The following is a 20,069-nucleotide window of genomic DNA, read 5'->3' as shown; positions in this document are numbered from 1 at the left end:
GTGGCGGCGGCCGCGAGGCCCGACGCCCGGCGAAGCGTTGACCGGGCGCGAGCTCCAACCGGGCGTATGTCCGATGGCTTCGTCCCGCCGGACGTGACCGTCCGCGGGCCCGGCGAGCCGGAGCTGGCCGTCGTCGGCGGCGTCCACGGCGACGAACCCGGCGGCGTCCGCGCGGTCCGTCGACTGCGGGCCGCGCCGCTGGACCTCGAACGCGGCGTCGCGTTCGTCGTCGCGCACCCGGCGGCCGTCGCGGCCGGCCGGCGCTATCTCGACTCCGACCTGAACCGGCAGTTCCCGGGCGACCCGACCGGGGACCGCGAACAGCGGCTCGCGGCGCGCCTCTGCGAGCGGATCGGCCCGCTCACGGCGCTGTCGATCCACGGGACGCGCTCGCAGCCGACGCCGTTCGCGTTCGCCCACCGGTCCGAGCCGGCCGAGTTCGACCTGGCGGCGGAGCTTCCGGTCCCCCACGTCGTCGACCACACGGGCGTCACCGAGGGGACGGTCACCACCTGCGGCACCGTCGTCGAGGCTGAGGTCGGTCCCCAGGGAACCGACGCCGCCGCCGACAGCGCCGAACACCTCGCGCGGGCGTTCCTGCGGCGCCGGGGCGCGCTCCCCGACGACCACCCCGACACCGCCTGCGACTTCTACCGGATGGTCGACACCGTCCCGAAGCCCGCGGGCGACTCCCACGAGGTGTACGTCTCGAACTTCGAGCGAGTCGCCGCCGGGACGGCCTACGCCCGCGCCGACGGCCGCGACCTGGTCGCCGACGCCCCCTTCCACCCGATCCTCTTCTCCGCCGACGGCTACCCCGACGTGTTCGGCTACCGGGGCGAGAAACTCGGCGAGTCGCTCGCCGAGGCGCGCGAGGCGGTCGCCGCGCTCGGCGCCCCGTCCGGCCGGTCCGGCGGCTGAGCGGGGCCGGCGACGGGCCCGGTCAGTTCAGCGTCGGCCGGTCGACCGGCCGGAACCGGTGACCGCAGCGCGGGCACTCGACGCGTCGCTCCCCGTCGGCGTCGACCGTCTCGAACGACCGCGACAGGCCGGTCTTCCCGCAGTCGGGACACCGGCGGAGGAACGGCGGGATCATCGCTACCACCGATCGGTAAGCGGGCGAGCGACAAGGACCCGTCGCCGCGGGGCCCGACTCACAGCAGGCCGTACTCGGTCTGGAGGTCCCGGTAGGTCTGGAGATACCGTTCGAGGACGGCGTCGTGGTCGAACGCGGCGTACTCCTCGTCGACGGTCAGCCGCTCGAACTCGCCGGCGTCGACGATGGCGTCGGCGATCTGCTGGGGGTCGGTCGCGCGGAAGCTGCGCTCGACCTCCTCGATGAGCTCGTGGGCGCTGGACTCGGCCTGGTACTCGACGATGCCGACGCAGCCGCAGGCCAGCGCCCACAGCAGCTCGCTCGCGAAGTACTCCCGGCGGGCCGTCTGGACGAACGCGTGGGCCCCCTTGTAGTAGGCCACTCGCTCGGCGCGGTCGCAGGCGCCGGCGAAGGTGACCCGGTCGTCGATCCGGAGGTCACGGACCTGTCGCTCGTAGCCCTCCCGTTCCGGACCGTCGCCGACGACCGTCGCCGACCAGTCGCGGTCGCGCAGCTCGGCGAGCCCGAGCAGGAGGCTCTCCAGGTTGGCGCTCCCGTCGAGGGGGTGGGCGTAGACCACGTCGACCTCCTCGGCGGGCTCGGTCTCCCTGACCGTCTCCATGTCGATGCTCTCGGGGACGACCTGCGTGGCCTCGGTCGTCGCGCCGCGTTCGCGGACGCGCGTGCGAACCATCTCCGAGGGGCTGACCACGGTGTCCGGGAGGGTGGCGGCGCGGTCGGCGAACCGCGAGTCGTCGACCGACTCGTCGCCGAACCACTCGACGACGAGGGGCGCCCGGGCGAGCGTGCCGCCGAGGCTCGCGGCGAGGACTCCGACGGGCGGGTCGGGTCGGGCGTGGACCACGTCGGGGTCGTAGAGCGCGAGCAGCGCGGGCAGGCGGAGGGCGAAGGAGGTGAGCGCGGGCGAGATGGTGACGCCGCGGTAGGTGACGCCGTCGCGTTCGACGGTCTCCTCGTCGCCCTCCCAGAACTGGGCGCAGAAGACGGTCACGTCGTGGCCGCGGGCGGCGAGGTGGCGTGCGACGCGTTCGAACCGGCGGGCGCCTTCGGTGTCCCGATAGTGGGTCGTCTCCATCGAGACGAACGCGACGCGCATACGCCGGACGATGGCGTCGGGTATCAAAAATCCCCGCGATCCCTCGGGGCCGAGCGGGTAAGGCAGCCGTACCGCGGCGCCTCCGTAGCCGCTCTCGCCGGAGTAACTCGCACCTACCGCGCAACAACGCTTATCGCCGCCCTGTGGGGATCGGGCCGGTAGTGAATCGACGGGCGTTCCTTGCGAGCGCCGGGGTGGCGCTGTCGCTGGGAGTCGCCGGGCGCCGGGCGGCGAGCACGCCGGATGCGCTCGTCGTCCGCGTCTGGTTCAGCGAGTCCGCGGCCACGCACGACGCCCTCGAAGACAGGGTCGAGGGGTACCTCGGCGGGGCGCTCGACGAGGCGCTCGACGCGGCCACCGTCGAGTTCGCGCCGTCGACGGTCGCGCTGCCACACGAGGGCGGCAAGGCCTCGCTCGGGAGGGACTGGCCGATGCGAGTCGCCGAGGGGCTGGTCGGGCTCGGGGAGGTCGACCCCGTCGGGGACGTGAACCTGCTCGTCACCGACGGCGACCCGCGGCGCCAGCCCGCCGGGTACGCGCGCCCCCACGTCGCCGCGGCGACCGGCGGGGCGTACATCGCCCGGATGCCCCCAGTCGAGGAGAGACCGACGGTCGTCCCCTACTCGGTCCCGGCCGCCGCGACGCAGCTGCTCCTCCACGAGGTCGGGCACGCCCTCGGCGCCACTCACGCCCACGGGACGGCGCGGCGGGAGGGCGACGCGCTCGTCGCGAGCCCGATGGTCGGCAGCTACCTCTGGGCGTCCGAACGGGTCCGCGAGGAACAGCTCGCCGACGGGAACGTCTGCGGGGGCGCGTACCCGAGCGACGACGGCGCCTCGGAGCGGCGACTCGACCTGCGCTACGCGGACTGCGCTGCGCGTGCGCTACGGTGACGAAAAAAGCGGCGAACGTCGTCGCGCCTTAGCTCGCGGCGTCCGTCTCGGTCTCGGTGTCGTCCTCGGCGATACCGTCGTCCGTCTCGGTCTCGTCGCCGATGACACCGCCGTCGTCGGTCTCGGTGTCCGTCTCGTCGCCGATGACGCCGCCCTCGTCGGTGGGCGTCCCGTCCTCGGTCTCGGTCTCGTCGCCGAGGCCATCCTCTTCGGTCTCGGTCTCGTCACCGAGGCCATCCTCTTCGGTCTCGGTCTCGTCGCCGAGGCCATCCGCTTCGGTCTCGGTCTCGTCGCCGAGGCCGTCGTCCGCCTCGGTCTCGGTGTCCATCAGGCCGTCGCCTTCCGTCTCGGTCTCGTCGCCGATCGCGGGGGTGCCGTCGTCGCCGTCCTCGCCGACGGCGGCCGTGTCGGTTCCGGCGCCCGGGCCGGGGCCCCCGCAGCCGGCGAGGGCGACCAGGGCGACGATGCAGACTGTCGCGAGTGTGCGGTACATGCGTTTCGACGCTGGGGCGTCGGCCGTTTCGTTATTCGCGGGCATTCGAGGAAGGGACGCAACGTTTCCCCCGTTGTGTCCGTCCCACCGGCGCCAAACCCGCACTTACTGTGGCGGTCTGGCACGCCTACCGGAACCGCGGGACCGCCCGCACGGGCCGAGCGGGCCCCGCTCGGCCGCCCGGAAGGACTTTCTCCGTCCCGCCGCTTGCCCGGGGTATGTACGACCTCGACCGGTATCTCAACGTGCGCAGCGCCTACGGCGCCTCGTTCGCGCCCGACGGGACGCTGTCCTTCCTGCTTGACGCCACCGGCACTCCCCAGGTCTGGACGCTCGACGAACCCCGGGGCTGGCCCGTCCAGCGCACCTTCTTCGAGGAGCGGGTCACCTTCGCCTCGTGGTCGCCCGAGCGCCGGGAGCTCGCGTTCGGCATGGACGAGGGCGGCGACGAGCGCGCCCAGCTCTACCGGCTGGACGCCGACGACGGGACGATCACCGACCTCACCGCCCGCCCCGACGCGAAACACCGCTGGGGCGGGTGGTCCCACGACGGCGACCGCTTCGCGTTCGCCTCCAACCGCCGCGACGAGTCCGTCTTCGACGTGTACGTCCAGGGCCGGACCGAGACGGGCGACGACGCCGAACTCGTCCACGAGGGCGACGGCTGGCTGTCGGTCGGCGGCTGGGCGCCCGCCGACGACCGCCTGCTCGTCTCGCAGGCCCACTGGAACTTCGACCAGGACCTCTACGTCCTCGACCTCGACTCGGGCGAGCGCCGACACCTCACGCCACACGACGGCGACGTGCGGTTCACGAGCGCCCAGTGGAGCCCCGACGGCGACGCCCTGTACCTGACGACCGACTACGAGTCGGACACGAAGTACCTCGCTCGCCTCGACCTGGCGGCCGTCGGCGACGACCCCGACGAGTCCGACCTGGCCGATGCGCTCGATGTCGTGGCCGACGGGGGCGAGTGGAACGTCGGCGGCGTGGCGCTGGACGACGACACCGGTCGGCTCGTCTACTCCCGGAACGTCGACGGCTACACCGACCTCACGGTCGGCGAACTCGCGGGCCCGGCCGAGATCGACGAGTTCCCCGCGCCGGACCTCCCGGGCGGGGTCGCCGGCGGCGTCGCCTTCGACGACGACGCCGAGCGGTTCGCGTGCTCGGCGACCGGCCGGACGGAGAACACGAACGTCTACGTCGTCGATATCGGGACTGGGGAGTTCGAGCGCTGGACTGACGCCTCCACCGCGGGCATCCCGAGGTCCTCATTCGTCGAGCCCGAACTCGTCCGCTACCCGACCTTCGACGACCGGGCGATCCCCGGGTTCTTCTCGCTGCCCGACGACTGGGAGGCCGGCGAGACTCCGGTAATCGTGGACATCCACGGCGGCCCGGAGAGCCAGCGCCGCCCCTCGTTCGCCGGGCTCACGCAGTACTTCCTCTCGCGGGGCTACGCCGTCTTCGAGCCCAACGTTCGCGGGTCGACGGGCTACGGCCGGGAGTACACCCACCTCGACGACGTGGAGAATCGGATGGACTCCGTGGCGGACGTCGAGGCGGCCGTCGAGTGGCTGACGGATCACGAGGCGATCGACCCCGACCGCGTGGTCGCGATGGGCGGCTCCTACGGCGGGTTCATGGTGCTGGCGGCGCTGACGGAGTACCCCGACCTGTGGGCCGCCGGCGTCGACATCGTGGGGATCGCCAACTTCGTCACGTTCCTGGAGAACACCGGCCCGTGGCGCCGCGAACTGCGCGAGGCGGAGTACGGATCGCTCGACGAGGACCGGGAGTTCCTCGAATCCGTCTCGCCGATCAACAACGTCGAGTCGATCGCTGCGCCCCTGTTCGTCCTCCACGGGGCCAACGACCCGCGGGTGCCGCTGGGCGAGGCCGAACAGATCGCCGAGGAAGCCGCCGAGCAGGGCGTCCCCGTCGAGAAGCTCGTCTTCGACGACGAGGGCCACGGGATCACCAAACGGGAGAACCGGATCGAGGCCTACACCGCGGTCGTCGACTTCCTCGACGAGCACGTCTGAGCGATGGGAGAGGACGAACGGGCGCCGGCCACCGACCTCCCGGAACGCTCCCGCGAGCGGGTCGCCGGCTGGCTGGCCGACCTGCGTGGGCGCTACGACGGCTTCGAGCGCGTCGACAGGCGGTGGGAGCTCGCGCCCGACGCTTACGAGCGCGACCGCGAACGGATCGCCGGTGGCGCCAACGGCGGCGCCGGGATCTGGGTCACGAACGACGCCGGCGAGGTGCTGCTCGTCCGCAACGAGGGCGACGAGGGCTGGGCGGACCCCGGCGGCAAGCGCGAGGCCGGCGAGTCCTTCGAGGCGGCCGCCCGCCGGGAGGTCCGCGAGGAGACCGCCGTCGAGGCGACGATCACGGGCGTCCGCGAGGCGCACGTCCTCGAACTCGTCGACCGGACGGACCCCGAGCGGCCGGCGCTGGCCAGCCTCATCGTGATCTTCGACGGGGAGCACGCGGGCGGCGAGCCGCGGCCACGGGAGGGAGAGATCGCCGCCGTCCAGTGGGCCGCGGAGCCGCCGGAGACGGTGCTGTACCCCGAGGTCGCCGACCGGCCGTACCCGGCGGGCGAGTGACCGAGGCGGCCGGCGACCCGCTCGCGGGCCCTGAACGAAGGAACGGGTTTATGGTGGAGTGGGCGCTGGTGCGGACGATGTCCGTGGCCGAGGTCTCCCGGGACAGGGTGGAGGAGCGGCTGGTCGCGCTGGAGGACGAGTACAGCGGGTTCCCCGTCAACCAGACGACGCTCGCGGTGGCGAGCGACGCCTACGAGCGCGCCGGCGACCGCTGCGAGGACGGGATCGTCGACGCGTACGTCCAGCTGTACAACGACAGCGAGGACGTGCTGCTGGTCGAGCGCGACGGCGAGTGGGTCGTCCCTCACGGCGAACCGGCGACCGACGAGCGCGTCGTCCCCGGGACCGAGGCCGCGGTCCGGGAGGCCACCGGCGTCGCCTGCTCGCTGACCGGCCTCGCGCGCGTGACGATCCTGGGCGTCCGCGACGAGGACGACCCCGAGCGGCCGCCGGTCTACCGACTGATCGCCGTCTTCGTCGCCGAGACGGAGGGATCGGCCGCGGCCGGGACCACGCCGACGGAAGGGACGACCCGGCGAACCGGGGCGAACGGCGACCCCGCCGGCGACGCCACCGACGATGCGACGCCCGAGGGCGTCCGCTGGCACCCCACCCTGCCCGAGTCGGCCGTCCCGTCGCACTGACGGGACTCTCGCGGCACCTCTCCCCCGCCGGGGACTCGCTCCACCGGAACACTTACCGCGGCGCTGACCCCTACACCCGCCAGTGGCAGCCATCGAGACCGACGGGCTCACGAAGCGCTACGGGTCGGTCGCCGCCGTCGAGGGGCTGGACCTGACCGTCGACGCCGGGACTATCTACGGCTTCCTCGGTCCCAACGGCGCCGGCAAGACGACCACGATGCGGCTGCTGACGGGTCTCACACGGCCCAGCGACGGGACCGCGACCGTCGCCGGCGTCGACGTGCGCGACCGCGACCGGCTGGGCGAGCGGATCGGCTACGTCCCCGACACGCCGCCGCTGTACGAGAAGCTCACCGCTCGCGAGCAGCTCTCGGCGGTAGCCGACGTGCGCGGGCTCGACCCCGAGCGCGCCCGCGAGCGGGTCGACGCCCTGTTCGACCGGTTCGGGCTGGCGGCCGCCGACGACCGCATCGAGAGCTACTCGAAGGGGATGAAACAGAAGACCAGCGTCGTCCAGGCCGTCGTCCACGAGCCCGACGTGCTCTTCCTCGACGAGCCGACGAGCGGGCTCGACCCCAACGCCGCGCGGACGCTCAAGGAACTGCTCACCGAGCTGCGCGACGACGGGACCGCCGTCTTCCTCTCGACGCACGTGCTCTCGGTGGTCGACGAACTGGCCGACACAGTCGGCCTGCTCTCCGAGGGGCGGCTGCTCGCCGAGGACGACCCCGAGCGGCTGGTCGCCGCCCGCGACGGCGACACGCTGGAGGACGCCTTCGTCGAGTTGACGAGCGACGACGTGTCTGTCCGCCTGCGCGAGTCGCCATGACCGACCCGGCCGTCGTCGTCGCGCGGACGGCACTCCGCCAGACCTACCGGAAGGTCCGCGAGTCGACGCGGATGACGGCCTTCTTCCTCCTGATACCGGCGTTTTTCGGGCTGCAGGTGTCCGGCCTCGTCGGCCCGGGCGCCTACGACCTGGGCCGGCGGTTCGCCGCCGGCGAGGTCGCGCCGGTCGTGACCCGCCTCCGCGGGGCGGTGCTGGCGGGGCTCGTCCTGCTCGCGCTGATGGGCGTGCTCGGCGCCGCGGGCGGCAACAGCGAGTTCAAGGACCGCTACGTGGCGTTCCTGACGGCGACGGACACCCGCGCGGTCGCCGTGGGGAGCGTCGCCCGCCAGACCGCCGTCTGGACGGCGCTGTTCTGGCCGGTCGCGCTCGCCGGCGCGGTCGCCTTTTCGCTCGGCGCCGGCGAGCCGGTCGCCGCCGTCTCGCTGGTCGCCGGCAGCCTCTGGCTGTTCGTCGTCGCCGGCGTCGTGACGGCCCCCGTGGGCTTCGCCGCGCGGTGGGTGCTCGACGGCTACGGCCTCTCGAACAACGCCCGGTTCGGCCTCGGCGTCGGGATGCTCGGGCTGTTCTACCTCGTCCTGTTCACCCGCGAGGCCGTCGGCGCCGCGCTGGCGCCGACGCCGCTGTCGTGGGCCGGCGACCTGCTGCTCGTGACCGTCCCCGGCGCCGGCGCCTCGCTCGCCCGCGCCGGCGGGTTCCTCCTCGGGAGCCTCGGCCTCCTGTTCGCGTCGCTGGCCGCCACCGTCCGCCTCGCCGAGGCGGTCTGGTACGGCGACCGCGCGCTCGACGACGGGGACGACGAGACCGAGGGGCCGCCGGCGTTGACGACGCCGGTCAGGGACGTGCTCGCGTCGGTCGTCCCGCGGCCGACCGCCGCGCTCGTCGAGACGACCTGGCGCCGGACCAAGCGCACGCCGAAGACGCTGTGGTACGTCTACCCGGCCGTCTTCGTCGGGCTCGTCACGGCCGAACAGCTGGTCTACAGCGGCCCGTTCGGCGCCGCGATGTACGCGCCGCTCGTCGCCGTTACCGGCGCGCTGGCCGCCGGCAGCGGCTTCACGCTCAACCCGCTGGGCACCGAGGGCGACGCCCTGCCCGGCCTGCTGACCGCCGGCGTCTCGGGGGCGACGTTCGTCCGTGCGAAGGCCTACGCCGTCGTCCTCCCCGCGATGCCGTTGCTCGCCGGCGCCGCGCTGGGCACCGCTATCGGCGCCGGCGTCCGCTCGCCGCTGGTCGTCGCCGCCGTCGGCGTCTTCGCCGTCGCCCTGGCGGTCGCCGCGCCGCTGTGCTCGCTGGCCGTCGGGGTCCACTACCCGCCCGGCGACGAGGGGCTGCTCGGCGAGGACGTGCAGATCCCGAACAAGTCCGCCTCCGCGGCCTACACCCTCGGGATGATCCTCGTCGCCGCGCCGGGGCTCGGCACCCTCGGGGCCTACGCACGACCGGCCGCGGTCGACCCGGCGGTCGTCGCCGCCGGCGTCTGCGCGACCGCCGTCCTCGCGGCCGCCGTCTCCTGGCGGGCCTATCGCCACGCCGTCGCGAAGGTCGACGCCTACTCGATGGAGTGACGGGCCCGAACCGAAACCGACTCCCGTCGAGCGCGGGCTCCTGAAACCATGACGGAATCCGACGGCATCAGCGTCGAGGGGCAGAACGCGGTGGTCATCGGCGGCACGAGCGGCATCGGGCTGGAGATCGCCCGCGCGTTCGCCCGCGGCGGGGCGGACGTGGTCGCGACCAGCCGCTCGGAGGAGTCGGTCGCCGAGGCCGCCGCGGAACTGCGCGATCTCGGTGCGGAGACGGTCGAGGTGACCTGCAACGTCCGCGACCCCGACTCCATCGAGACCCTCCGGGAGACCGTCGAGGACGCGCTCGGCGCGGTCGACACGCTCGTCACCTCCCAGGGCTCGGTCGCGACGACGCCGGTCACGGAGATGAGCGACGAGGAGTGGGCCCAGGACATCGACGTGCTCCTGACCGGCGCCTTCCGCGCGATCCGCGAGTTCGGCGCCGCGATGGACGAGGGAGCCATCATCAACGTCTCCTCGATGTCGGCCCGCCAGTCCCGGGAGGCCCGCCCGAGTTACGTCTCCGCGAAGGCCGGCCTGGACGGGCTCACCCGCGCCGCGGCCGCCGACCTCGCGCCCGAGGTGCGAGTCAACGCCATCGCCCCCGGCTTCGTCAAGACGGAACTCGCCGGCCCGAAACTGGAGGACGGCTCCGAGTTCCGCGAGGGCGTCGACGAGCGCACGCCGATGGACCGCGTGGCGACCCCCGACGAGATCAGCGGCGCCGCGCTCTACCTCGCGAGCGACGCGGCCTCGTTCACCACGGGCGAGATCATCACCGTCGACGGCGGCTACGACCGAAGCTCGGTCTGACGGGACCGCTCGCGCTCGCCGGCGGGGTAGTCGCCGAACGGTCTATCGGTTCGAGTAGCGCTGACATGTGCCCGCGCCGGCCGGCGCGGACCCGGCGAGATCGACCGACCCCGGCGTCGCCGCCGGTCCGACGAACGGGGCCGTAACCGCGGGACTGCGCCGACAAATATCGTCTTTTTCGCGCTGTGGGTCGACCTACCGGCGGGCCGCGTGGACGCGTCGGGGCCCCTCCGAGCGGTCGTCAACCGGTCGAGGTGTCGGCGTGTCTCCGCGGAGCCCGCGGTCGGTCGCCGCGCGGGGTAACGAGGCGTTGTCGCGGCGCCGACCCGTGGTTACTCGCAGTGGTCGCCGAATAACAACGACTGCGGTATCCGTGGCCGGCACCATGTTCGAGTCGTTACTCGGTGGCGGATCGACACGGGGACGGACTCTCCTGGTCGTCGCAGTGGTGTTGCTCGGGAGCACAGTCGCCGTCGGCGCGGCCGGGCTGGTCGCCGGGACCGACGACGGCGAGGACGCCCCGGGAGTACACGCCCAGGAGGTACAGGAGTCGCCCGACGCCTACCCGCCGTCTGTGAACCTCTCGTCGGCGAACGCGACCCTCCGCGGTGAGGCGGCCAACGACACGGCCGGCTGGTCGGTCGCGTCGGCCGGCGACGTGAACGGCGACGGTGTCGAGGACCTGATCGTCGGTGCCCCGCGCAACGCGTCGGCGGGGCCGAACACCGGCGCGGCCTACATCGTCTACGGGCCGGTCGACGAGTCGTCGGTGAACCTCAGCCGGGCCGATGTCGTGCTGCGCGGCGCCGACAACAACGACCTCGCGGGGTGGTCGGTGTCGACCGCCGGCGACGTGAACGGCGACGGTTACGCCGACGTGGTCGTCGGCGCGCCGTACAACGACAGCACCGCGCCCAACGCGGGCGCGGCCTACGTCGTCTACGGGGACGAGTCGATGCCGGCGACGATGAACCTCACCGACGCCGACGCGGTGCTGACCGGCGCCGAGGCCAACGCCCTCGCCGGCTACGACGTGTCGGCGCTCCGGGCGAACGCGAGCGACGAGGCTGGCGATGCGAACGGCGCCGACGCGAACGGTGACGACGAGTCGGACGATGCGTACGGTTCGGACGCCGCGAACGCGAGCGCCGTGCTCGTCGGCGCGCCCGGCGTCGACACCGACGAGGGGAGCGACGCCGGCGCGGCCTACGTCGTCGACGGCGAGTCGATCGCCGACGCCGCCGACGAGGTGGGGGACGCGCCGGGCGAGGTGAACCTCTCCGACGCCGACGCGACGTTCGTCGGCGAGCGCGCGGGGAGCAGGGCCGGCTGGGCGGTGGCGCCGGCCGGTGACTTCGACGACGACGGCGCGGCCGACGTGGTCGTCGGCGCGCCGCGGTACAACGCCAGCGCCCCCGAGGACGCGGACGCGGAGTGGATCAACCAGTCCGGCGCGGCCTACGTCGTGAACGGCTCCAGCGAGGGGACGGTCCCGCTGTCGGACGCGACGGCGACCTTCGTCGGGGAGTCGGAGCGCGACCGCGCCGGCTACGCCGTCTCGACCGCCGGCGACGTGAACAACGACAGCGTCGCCGACCTCGTCGTCGGCGCGCCGTACAACGACTCGCTGAACCGGACGAACTCGGGCGCGGCCTACGTCGTCTACGGCGACGACGACTTCGCAGCGTCCGGCGGCGAGTCCGACGACAGCGGTGACGAGGCTGAAGACGGCGACGAGGCCCGCGAATCGTCGCTCGCCGGGGCCGACGTTCGGCTGGCGGGCGCCGAACCGTTCGACCGGGCCGGCTGGTCGGTCGCCGACACCGGCGACGACGGCGTCACCTGCGACGGCGTCGCGGACGTGCTGGTCGGCGCGCCGCTGAACGACTCGACCGCGCCGAACGCCGGCAGCGCGTACCTGGTCGCCGGCGACGAGTCGCTCCCGGCGGCGGCGAACCTCTCGGACGCGTCGACGGCGTTCCTCGGCGCGGCCGACGGCGACCGCGCCGGCTACTCGGTCGGTGCCGGCGACTTCGACGGCGACGGCTTCGCCGACGTGGCGGTCGGCGCGCCGTACAACGACTCGCTGAACCGGACGAACGCGGGCGCGGCCTACGTCGCCATCAGTGGCTGCGAAGTCGTCGAGCCGACCGAGACGCCGACCGAGACGCCGACGGCCACGCCCACCGAGACGCCGACGGAAACCCCGACGCCGACCGAAACGGCCACTCCGACGCCGACGGAGACGGCCACGCCCACCGAGACGGCCACGCTGACGGAGACGGCCACGCCCACCGAGACGGCCACGCCGACCGAAACGGCCACGCCCACCGAGACGGCCACGCCGACCGAAGCTCCCGACGAGACGGAGACGCCGGACGGAACCGAGACGCCCGACGAGACCGAGGTGCCGCCGGGCACGGAGACCCCGGACGACACGGAGACGCCGACCGCGACGCCCGGAACGGAGACGCCGACAGCGACTCCGACTGCCACGCCGGGAACCGAGACGCCGACTGCCACGCCGGAGCCGGCCGAGGAGACGATCGACTTCGTCGCGTTCTGTTTCCCCTCGGACCAGACCGAGCGGCGGGTGATCATCTTCTCGGACGTAGCGGAGGTTGACGGCGAGCCGGTCGCGGCCGAGTACGACGAGGGCGGGAGCGGTCCCGCGCCGGTCTCGGTCGTCCACCAGGCCGGCGGCGCCCTCTACGAGGTCTCCGGCAGTCCCGGAGAGATCGAGGCCGGAGAGGGGAGCGAAGTGACCGGCGAGCGCTCGGCGAGCGAGCCCTGTGCCGCGGGCCAGGCCGACCTCCGGTTCACGGCGGGTGAACTCGACGACGGCGCAGCCAAGGCGTTCCCGGACAACGCCGACGTGGACACGCCGACGCCGACCGCGACCCCCACCGCGACGCCGGACGACGGCGGCGCGGGTAACATGGCCGACGGCGACGCCACCGCGCTGGAGACGATGTCCCGGTCGCCGCTGTTCCCCGTCCCCTTCTTCGCGATGATGGGCCTCTCGATGGTCGTCCTCGCGGGCAACAAGCTCCGGACCGAGGAGTGATAGAGCCGTAGCGGGACGGCTCCCTTCGACCGTACTTTTTTCGCTCCCGTGGACGACCAGCGGACGATGGCGACGAGCATCGACCGCGGCTTCCTCCGGATCGACGATCCGCGAGCGCTGCTCGTCGGTGACCGACCGCGACGGACCGCGCTCGCCCTCCTCGCTTCGGCGGTGCTCGTCGTCGCTGGCGCGGCAGTCAGGTCCGCGTTCATCCGTTCGTACTACGATCCCGGATTCCCCCTGTCGCAGTGGTCGGTCGTCAACACGGCGTTGGGCCTCTCTGTCCCGGGGTTCCTGGTAGTGGTCGCGCTGACGGCCGGCTACGCGTATCTGAACCGCGGGTATCTGCCGACGCTCGCGCTCGGTACAGCGTCGAAACTCGGTGCCGCGTCGGTCGTCGTTACCGACCTCTCGGTCGGCCGCGGTGGGCCGCTGGGAGACCCGACCGGCACGGTCACGCTCGGGTACCAGTTGCCGTCGGCCGCGGCGTTCGTCCCGCCGGTTCTGGTCCTGTCGACGCTCGGCTTCGCGCTCGGGTTGCTCGTTCGCCGATACCGCCGAACGCGCGACGGGACCCGGTGAGTGTCGGTCGCGGGAGCCCCGGGTGCCGGCCGCGGGAACGCGTGAGGCGCAACGGATTTCCCGCGTCGCTGCCGAGAGGGGAGCAACGTGGACGAGACGATCCGCTGGCTGCAGGGCCGCCCCTACTACGAGGGCCAGATCACCGAGCGGCGGACGACGCCCGGCCGCGAGGCGACCTTCGGCGACGTGGAGCTGGACTCGCGGCTGGCGAGCGCGCTGGAGTCGGAGGGGATCGACCGGCTGTACGACCACCAGGCGCGGGCCGTCTCGGCGGTTCGGGACGGCGACAACGTCGTGCTGGCGACGCCGACCGCCAGCGGGAAGTCGGTCGGCTACACGGTGCCGGCCTTCGAGCGGGCGCTCGATGAGCGGGCGACGACCCTCTATATCGCCCCGCAGGTCGCGCTCATCAACGACCAGGAGGAGACGCTCTCCGACCTCGCGCACGGCCTCGGCTTCGGGTCGGGCGTCTCCGTCGCGCAGTACACCGGTCGGCAGGACAGGAAAGAGAAAGAGGCCATCCGCGACCGCCAGCCGACGGTGTTGCTGACGACGCCAGACATGCTCCACTACGGGATCATGCCCCACGGCCACCGGCTGTGGGACTGGTTCTTCGAGCGCCTGGAGACCGTGGTGGTCGACGAGGTCCACGAGTACCGCGGCGTGTTCGGCAGTCACGTCTCGCTGGTCTTCCGCCGCCTCCAGCGGCTCTGCGAACGCTTCGACGCCGACCCCGACTGGGTCTGCTGCTCGGCGACCATCGGCAACCCGGTCGACCACGCGGCGACGGTCACCGGCCAGTCGCACGGGTCGTTCGAACTCGTCGACGAGGACACGAGCGCGACGGGGCCGACCCACTGGCTGTTCTGGAACCCGCCGGAGTACGAGGGCGGCGAGGGGTTCGGGAGCGGCCGCCGGCGCTCCAGTCACGTCGAGACCAAGCGGCTGTTCGTCGACCTCGTGGCGAAGGGCCACCAGACCGTCGTGTTCACGCAGTCCCGGCAGGTCGCGGAACGGTACGCGACCGACAGCGCGAGCGACCTGCGCGAGCGGGGCGAACACGATCTGGCGCGGTCCGTCGAGGCCTACCAGGCGGCGCTCACCGACGAGCGCCGCGGCGAGATCGAGGACGGCCTCGACTCCGGGGAGGTCCGGGGGGTGTGGTCGACGAACGCCCTCGAACTCGGCGTCGACATCGGCGGCCTCGACGCGGTCCTGCTCGACGGTTACCCCGGGACGCGGATGGCCGCGTTCCAGCAGGGCGGCCGCGCCGGCCGGGGGACCGACCCGTCGCTCGTGGCGATGGTCGCCGGCGAGGACCAGCTCGACCAGTACCTGATGGCCCACCCGCGCGATTTCTTCGACGAGGAACCGGAGGAGGCCATCTCCAACCCCGAGAACGAACACCTCCTGCCGGAGCACGCCCTCGCGGCCGCCCGGGAGACGTGGCTGCGGCCCGACGACGACCGCCACTTCGGCGAGCCGTTCCCCGATATCGTCGCGGACCTGACCGAGACCGGCGCCCTCGACCGCCGGAACACCGACGCGGGCGTCCGCTGGCTGTACTCGGGAGAGGGCAGTCCCCAACACGAGATGAGCCTGCGGACCGTCGGCGACCGCGAGGTCCAGCTTCGCGACCGCCGGAACGGGAACCGGATCGCGGAGCTCCCCTTCGCGGACGCGCTGCGGGACGCCCACGAGGGGGCCGTCTACCACCACCAGGGCCAGGACTACGAGGTCGTGGACCTGGACCTGCGTTCGGACGTGGCGGACCTGGCGCCCGTACGCCCGGACTACTACACGCAGGTACTCCACGACAAGACGATCACCGTCGAGGACGACCGCCGGGAGCAGACCCTGCCTACCCACCCCGAGGTGACCGTCCGGTTCGCCGACGTGAGCATGCGCAAGCAGATCACGGGCTTCGAGCGCTACGACAGGCAAAGCGGCGAGCCGATCGGCCGGGAGTCGCTGGACCTGCCCGAGACGACGCTGGAGACCGAGGCCGTCTACTTCACGGTCCCGGGCGCGGTCGAGACCGATATCCGGGTCGCGGGCGACGAGCCCGACGCCTTCCCGGGGGCGATCCACGCGGCCGAACACGGGATGATCTCGCTGTTCCCGCTGTCATTTCTCTGTGACCGGCGGGACGTTGGCGGGCTCTCGACGCCGCTGCATCCCCACACCGACTGCGCGACGGTCTTCGTCTACGACGGCTACCCCGGCGGCGTCGGGCTGACCGAGCGGGCCTACGAGACGGTCGTCGACCTGATGGAGCGGACGCTGGGGATGCTCCGGGACTGCCCCTGCGAGTCGGGCTGTCCGGCCTGCGTCCAGTCGCCCCACTGCGGCAACGCCAACGACCCGCTGGAGAAGGACCTGGCCGCCGACCTGCTCGCCGCGCTCGTCGAGTAGCCGCCGTCGGCTCCCCTCCCGAACCCGTCGCTCGACGAGCCGCCGACCTCGCCCGACGAGCGGCGGGACCCGCGCGGCGATCGCCCCGTTCCGAAACGGTCGGCGTCGTGATTGTTTCGAGTGTTCCGGACGTACGCCCGTCCGTTTCGACCGTTTCGGTCCGATCGGCGGGACCGTCCGAACTCGGCCGTGTGTACCGATTTCGGGGGGTTCGGAGCGACGGGACGGCGGTAAACCGCTACAACTGACGGGACGTGTTTGCGGTTCTTTGGCACTGTCGGGCGTCCGAAGAGACACGGGGCGAGGTGGACCACCGGCGTCGGCGGCGCCGGCCCGGATCCCCCCGTCACGAATCATGTCAAACATGCACACGCGCACGGCAGCGACACGGGACAGCAGTCGGGTCGACTCGGCGGGCATCCGGACCATGCACGACATCTTCTCCGACTGGGAGCGGCGGGCGATCCTCTATCACCTGCAGTCGGTCGGCGGTCGGTCGTCGGTCGAGGCGCTGGCGGCCCACCTCGTGGGGTGGTGGCGGGGCCGCGAGGAGCCGGCCGAGGTCGACGGGGAACTCGTCGACCGCGTCCGTCGGCGCCTCGGATGCGCGCACCTGTCGAAGCTCGACGACTTCGGGGTCCTCGCGTACGACCCGCGCTCGGGGACCGTCCGCCTCTCCGAGGAGATGAAACTCTCCGTCAGCGAGCCGTGGACGGACCGCAGCGGGTGCGAGTCCGCGGGCCGTGTACTCGGCGACCTCGCCGACGACGCCGCGCCCGGGGCGGAAGCGGGGACGGGGGCGGAGACGGAGGTCGACGGGCCGTCCGGCTGCGACGCGGACGTGACGACCGGGGGCGGGCGCCTCTCCTAACGACGGCTTACCGACGCGGGCGCCCGAGCGGGCGTCCGGAAAGCGGCGCCTGACCGCGGAAGGGTGGGCATACCCTTCAGACGGGGGCGTAAGGTTCCTAACGCCCGGAACCCTACAGGTAGCAGTCCCGCCCGCACGTGCGCGGGGCGCGGGAGCGGCCGGCCACGGCGGCGACGGCACACGATCCACGACTCCATGGTACGGAACGTCCACGTCTGGGCCTTCGCGGCGCTCTTACTGGCCGGTACCGCGACACCGCTCGCCCCGGTGGCCCCCGAGGCGCCGACGGGCGTCTCACAGGCCGATGCGGAGATCACGGAGACGAGTTACGAGGGCGACGGCGCCGTCGACGCCCTCGGCGAGGACCTCACGCTCTGGCAGTCCGGGGCCCACCGCTTCGCCGTCACCGTCGAGAGCGAGCGCGGCCTCGACGGCGGGTCGGCCTGCGTCGCCGTCGCGAGCGACGACCGCCGGCTGGGCTGTCAGTCCGTCTCGGTGGCGGCCGGCGACAACCGGACCGTCACCGTCGGCGTCGGCTCGTGGCCCGCCAACCGCACCGGCGAGCAGCGGCTCCGCGTCTCGGTGACGGCGCCCAACGCGTCGACCCCGCTGGACACCGAGACCTACCCGGTCACCGTCATCACGCGGGGCGGCGACCTCGACGACGACGGCCTGACCAACGAGCGGGAGGCGTCGCTGGGGACCTCGCTCCGGTCGAACGACACGGACGACGACGGGCTCTCCGACGCGGCCGAGGTCGAGACCTACGAGACCTCGCCCACGAACCCCGACACGGACGACGACGGGCTCGAAGACGGCGCCGAGGTCGACCGCTACCAGACGGACCCGACGAAGGTCGACACGGACGACGACGGCCTCGCCGACCGGCGCGAGCTCGAACTCGGGACCAACCCGAACAAGGCCGACACGGACGGCGACGGCGTCGCCGACGGCGCCGAGGTCAACACCTACGAGACGGACCCGACTGAGCCCGACAGCGACGGTGACGGCCTCGACGACGGCGCCGAGATCAACGAGTACGAGACGAACCCGCTGGAGAACGACACGGACGGGGACGGCCTCGACGACAACCTCGAGGTCAACACCTACGAGACCGACCCCAACCAGGTCGACACCGACGAGGACGGGCTGGAGGACGGCGCCGAGGTCGACCGCTACGAGACGGACCCGACCGACCCCGACACCGACGACGACGGCCTCGACGACGGCGCCGAGGTCCACACCTACGACACCAACCCCACCAACCCCGACACGGACGGGGACGGTCTCGAAGACGGTCCGGAGGTCCACCGCTACGAGACGGACCCGACCGACCCCGACACGGACGGCGACGGGATCCCCGACCCCAGGGAGGTCGACACCATGGGTGACCGGCTGTCGCTCGCGCTCGCCGGCCTGGTCGGCGTGACCGTCGCCGGGATCGCGGTGGTCGCCCTGCTGGCGTGGTCCGGCCGCGCGCCGCTCGCGCGGCTCCGCCGGGTGTTCGGGTCCGGCGCCTCGGGAGACGACCCCGGTGACGCGGGCGGGCCCGAAGCACCGGCCGCGGCCGCCGTCTCCGGCGACGCGGCCGGGACGACCGAGGAGCCGTCGGTCGCCGACGAGGAGGTGCCGACCGAGTTCCTCTCCGACGAGGAGGTCGTGTTCACGCTGCTCGACGAGCACGACGGGCGCATGCGCCAGGCCGACCTCGTCGACGAGACCGACTGGTCGAAGTCGAAGGTCAGCCGCGTCCTCTCGGCGATGGAAGACGAGGACAGCATCGTCAAGGTCGACGTTGGCCGGGGCAACGTCGTCATGCGCCCCGAGGACCTCCCGCCTGGCGCCGAATCGGCCTTCGAGGAGTAGGCGCCCGCCCCGCGGCGGCCGAGTTATTTCACCCGTCCGCGAGAACCGACAGGTATGCACGCTCGCACGCTCGCGGCGGCCGCGGTGGCCGGACTGGCGGTCTTCCTCGCGGTCGGGGCCGCGGTCACCGAGTTCGCGCTCCGGTGGATCGAGTTCTCGCTGTTCGTGGGGCTCCCGGTCGGGCTGGTCGCGGGCGCGACCGCCGCCGCGGCGGTCGTCGTCGGGAGCGGCGCGGACGCCTCCGACCGCCAGCGTCGCGTCGCGGCCGCCGTCGGCGCGTTCGGCGCCGCCTTCCTCCTCGTGCTCGCCGTCGCGGTCGGGGCGTTCTCGCTGCCGCCCTCCCGGGCGCTCACCCTGGCGACGCTCGTCGCCGTCCTCACCGCGGCCGGGACGAACGCCCTGGAACTCGCCGAGACCGACTCGCTGACGAGGTGACCGACACGCGCCGGCGGGGGACGGTCAGTCGGGCCGGAACCGCTCCAGGACCGGGATCTCGTCGATCCGCTCCTCGGAGAGCGCCGACCAGTCGACCCCGTCGGGTCGCTCGAACGGCGAGTCGGTGCGGATCGTCCGCTCGGGGGTGACGACCACGTCGATGGGCACGTCGTGGGCGTCGGGGTCGATCCCCTCGCGGACCTGCCGCTCGTGGACGGTGGTGACGACGGTCGTCTCGGCGTCGACCAGCCCCAGCTCCGAGAGGACGGCGAATTCCAGGTCGCTGTAGCCCTCGCCCTTGCCGACGCGGGCGCCGGCGGGGGAGACGGCGACGCTGCCGACGAGGACGAGGTCGATCCGGTCGACGGCGTCGGGGCCGACCTGTTCGGCGTGTGCGTCGACGCCCGAGACCGTGGCGGCGGCGTCGGGGTCGTCGAGGTCGGCGGGGTCGAGGCGGTAGAAACAGCGCTCGTCGCGCAGGCGCGGGACGGCCATGTAGACGGTCTTCCCGGCGTCGAGAGCGCCGCGGCGGGCGGGCAGCTGCGGCGCGTCGGGGTTGGCCTTGAGCGTGTCGGCGTCGGCCCACTCGGGGAGGTCGGCCAGGCGGTCGGCCGCCCGGTCGGCACCGGCGAAGTTGGGGATGCGGCCGTGGGGCGGGAAGGGGAAGCGGGCCTCGCCGCTGTCTTCGAGGTCGTCCCAGACGGCCTGTCGGAGGGTCTCCTTGTCGGGGCTCATCGTTCGACC

The 20,069-nt window shown here is 73.0% G+C and carries 18 protein-coding genes; 14 read left to right on the top strand and 4 right to left on the bottom strand.

Annotated features, from left to right (window positions below; genetic code table 11):
* Positions 1-66: 66 nt before the first annotated feature.
* A complete protein-coding gene (locus E3328_RS08240) occupies positions 67-921 on the top strand; it encodes a M14 family metallopeptidase (protein ID WP_135364098.1) in 855 nt (284 codons plus the stop codon).
* Between the two features lie 22 nt (positions 922-943).
* Here E3328_RS08240 and E3328_RS21900 read toward each other — a convergent pair whose 3' ends face one another.
* Both E3328_RS21900 and E3328_RS08235 read right to left on the bottom strand, forming a co-directional pair.
* Positions 944-1,096 carry a hypothetical protein gene (locus E3328_RS21900; protein ID WP_167837340.1) on the bottom strand — a complete coding sequence of 51 codons (153 nt, stop codon included), beginning with the start codon at positions 1,094-1,096 and terminating at the stop codon, positions 944-946.
* A gap of 58 nt (positions 1,097-1,154) precedes the next feature.
* Positions 1,155-2,213 (bottom strand): glycosyltransferase, encoded by a 1,059-nt coding sequence (locus E3328_RS08235; protein WP_135364097.1) that lies wholly within the window; start codon positions 2,211-2,213, stop codon positions 1,155-1,157.
* Positions 2,214-2,374: 161 nt separating this feature from the next.
* Between E3328_RS08235 and E3328_RS08230 the strand changes: the two genes are divergently transcribed.
* Entirely contained in the window at positions 2,375-3,106 is a 732-nt protein-coding gene (locus tag E3328_RS08230) for a peptidase M10A and M12B matrixin and adamalysin (RefSeq protein ID WP_135364096.1), read from the top strand.
* 28 nt (positions 3,107-3,134) lie between these two features.
* Here E3328_RS08230 and E3328_RS08225 read toward each other — a convergent pair whose 3' ends face one another.
* Positions 3,135-3,599 carry a hypothetical protein gene (locus E3328_RS08225; protein WP_135364095.1) on the bottom strand — a complete coding sequence of 155 codons (465 nt, stop codon included), beginning with the start codon at positions 3,597-3,599 and terminating at the stop codon, positions 3,135-3,137.
* A 218-nt stretch (positions 3,600-3,817) separates the two neighbouring features.
* Here E3328_RS08225 and E3328_RS08220 point away from each other — a divergent pair, with 218 nt between their 5' ends.
* The 12 genes from E3328_RS08220 to E3328_RS08165 all read left to right on the top strand — a co-directional run bounded on the left by E3328_RS08220 (position 3,818) and on the right by E3328_RS08165 (position 19,325).
* Positions 3,818-5,647 carry a S9 family peptidase gene (locus tag E3328_RS08220; RefSeq protein ID WP_135364094.1) on the top strand — a complete coding sequence of 610 codons (1,830 nt, stop codon included), beginning with the start codon at positions 3,818-3,820 and terminating at the stop codon, positions 5,645-5,647.
* A gap of 3 nt (positions 5,648-5,650) precedes the next feature.
* Entirely contained in the window at positions 5,651-6,217 is a 567-nt protein-coding gene (locus E3328_RS08215; protein WP_135364093.1) for an NUDIX domain-containing protein, read from the top strand.
* A gap of 77 nt (positions 6,218-6,294) precedes the next feature.
* Positions 6,295-6,861: an NUDIX hydrolase gene (locus tag E3328_RS08210; RefSeq protein ID WP_135364092.1), complete on the top strand. Its 567-nt coding sequence runs from the start codon at positions 6,295-6,297 to the stop codon at positions 6,859-6,861.
* An 82-nt stretch (positions 6,862-6,943) separates the two neighbouring features.
* Entirely contained in the window at positions 6,944-7,690 is a 747-nt protein-coding gene (locus E3328_RS08205; protein WP_135364091.1) for an ABC transporter ATP-binding protein, read from the top strand.
* Entirely contained in the window at positions 7,687-9,276 is a 1,590-nt protein-coding gene (locus tag E3328_RS08200) for a hypothetical protein (protein ID WP_135364090.1), read from the top strand. The genes E3328_RS08205 and E3328_RS08200 overlap by 4 nt, the downstream gene beginning before the upstream one ends.
* 48 nt (positions 9,277-9,324) lie before the next feature.
* Positions 9,325-10,089: an SDR family NAD(P)-dependent oxidoreductase gene (locus E3328_RS08195; protein ID WP_135364089.1), complete on the top strand. Its 765-nt coding sequence runs from the start codon at positions 9,325-9,327 to the stop codon at positions 10,087-10,089.
* A 385-nt stretch (positions 10,090-10,474) separates the two neighbouring features.
* Positions 10,475-13,156, top strand: a complete 2,682-nt coding sequence (locus E3328_RS08190) for an integrin alpha (RefSeq protein WP_135364088.1) — start codon at positions 10,475-10,477, stop codon at positions 13,154-13,156.
* A gap of 66 nt (positions 13,157-13,222) precedes the next feature.
* Positions 13,223-13,738, top strand: a complete 516-nt coding sequence (locus E3328_RS08185) for a hypothetical protein (RefSeq protein WP_135364087.1) — start codon at positions 13,223-13,225, stop codon at positions 13,736-13,738.
* 87 nt (positions 13,739-13,825) lie between these two features.
* A complete protein-coding gene (locus tag E3328_RS08180) occupies positions 13,826-16,153 on the top strand; it encodes a DEAD/DEAH box helicase (RefSeq protein WP_135364086.1) in 2,328 nt (775 codons plus the stop codon).
* A 364-nt stretch (positions 16,154-16,517) separates the two neighbouring features.
* Positions 16,518-17,024: a DUF7344 domain-containing protein gene (locus E3328_RS08175; protein WP_135364085.1), complete on the top strand. Its 507-nt coding sequence runs from the start codon at positions 16,518-16,520 to the stop codon at positions 17,022-17,024.
* 195 nt (positions 17,025-17,219) lie between these two features.
* On the top strand, positions 17,220-18,890 hold the full coding sequence (locus E3328_RS08170; RefSeq protein WP_135364084.1) for a helix-turn-helix transcriptional regulator: 1,671 nt from the start codon (positions 17,220-17,222) through the stop codon (positions 18,888-18,890).
* Positions 18,891-18,944: 54 nt separating this feature from the next.
* Positions 18,945-19,325 (top strand): DUF8147 domain-containing protein, encoded by a 381-nt coding sequence (locus E3328_RS08165; protein ID WP_135364083.1) that lies wholly within the window; start codon positions 18,945-18,947, stop codon positions 19,323-19,325.
* Between the two features lie 24 nt (positions 19,326-19,349).
* Here the strand turns inward: E3328_RS08165 and E3328_RS08160 are convergent, their stop codons facing one another.
* The gene (locus E3328_RS08160; RefSeq protein ID WP_135364082.1) at positions 19,350-20,060 is read right to left on the bottom strand and encodes a 5-formyltetrahydrofolate cyclo-ligase; all 711 of its coding nucleotides are present in this window, start codon (positions 20,058-20,060) and stop codon (positions 19,350-19,352) included.
* Between the last annotated feature and the right edge of the window lie 9 nt (positions 20,061-20,069).

Origin of the sequence: Halosimplex halophilum (assembly GCF_004698125.1) — an archaeon.
GTDB classification, from domain to species: domain Archaea; phylum Halobacteriota; class Halobacteria; order Halobacteriales; family Haloarculaceae; genus Halosimplex; species Halosimplex halophilum.
This window is presented reverse-complemented; position numbering and strand designations above follow the sequence as displayed.

What these genes read in the sequence shown, in the direction of transcription:
- E3328_RS08220 (WP_135364094.1), top strand. Translation starts at nt 3,818, where the DNA reads ATGTACGACCTCGACCGGTATCTCAACGTGCGCAGCGCCTACGGCGCC.
- E3328_RS08225 (WP_135364095.1), bottom strand. Translation starts at nt 3,599, where the DNA reads ATGTACCGCACACTCGCGACAGTCTGCATCGTCGCCCTGGTCGCCCTC.
- E3328_RS08240 (WP_135364098.1), top strand. Translation starts at nt 67, where the DNA reads ATGTCCGATGGCTTCGTCCCGCCGGACGTGACCGTCCGCGGGCCCGGC.
- E3328_RS08170 (WP_135364084.1), top strand. Translation starts at nt 17,220, where the DNA reads ATGGTACGGAACGTCCACGTCTGGGCCTTCGCGGCGCTCTTACTGGCC.
- E3328_RS08190 (WP_135364088.1), top strand. Translation starts at nt 10,475, where the DNA reads ATGTTCGAGTCGTTACTCGGTGGCGGATCGACACGGGGACGGACTCTC.
- E3328_RS08185 (WP_135364087.1), top strand. Translation starts at nt 13,223, where the DNA reads ATGGCGACGAGCATCGACCGCGGCTTCCTCCGGATCGACGATCCGCGA.
- E3328_RS08160 (WP_135364082.1), bottom strand. Translation starts at nt 20,060, where the DNA reads ATGAGCCCCGACAAGGAGACCCTCCGACAGGCCGTCTGGGACGACCTC.
- E3328_RS08235 (WP_135364097.1), bottom strand. Translation starts at nt 2,213, where the DNA reads ATGCGCGTCGCGTTCGTCTCGATGGAGACGACCCACTATCGGGACACC.
- E3328_RS08215 (WP_135364093.1), top strand. Translation starts at nt 5,651, where the DNA reads ATGGGAGAGGACGAACGGGCGCCGGCCACCGACCTCCCGGAACGCTCC.
- E3328_RS08195 (WP_135364089.1), top strand. Translation starts at nt 9,325, where the DNA reads ATGACGGAATCCGACGGCATCAGCGTCGAGGGGCAGAACGCGGTGGTC.
- E3328_RS08165 (WP_135364083.1), top strand. Translation starts at nt 18,945, where the DNA reads ATGCACGCTCGCACGCTCGCGGCGGCCGCGGTGGCCGGACTGGCGGTC.
- E3328_RS08210 (WP_135364092.1), top strand. Translation starts at nt 6,295, where the DNA reads ATGTCCGTGGCCGAGGTCTCCCGGGACAGGGTGGAGGAGCGGCTGGTC.
- E3328_RS08200 (WP_135364090.1), top strand. Translation starts at nt 7,687, where the DNA reads ATGACCGACCCGGCCGTCGTCGTCGCGCGGACGGCACTCCGCCAGACC.
- E3328_RS21900 (WP_167837340.1), bottom strand. Translation starts at nt 1,096, where the DNA reads ATGATCCCGCCGTTCCTCCGCCGGTGTCCCGACTGCGGGAAGACCGGC.
- E3328_RS08175 (WP_135364085.1), top strand. Translation starts at nt 16,518, where the DNA reads ATGCACACGCGCACGGCAGCGACACGGGACAGCAGTCGGGTCGACTCG.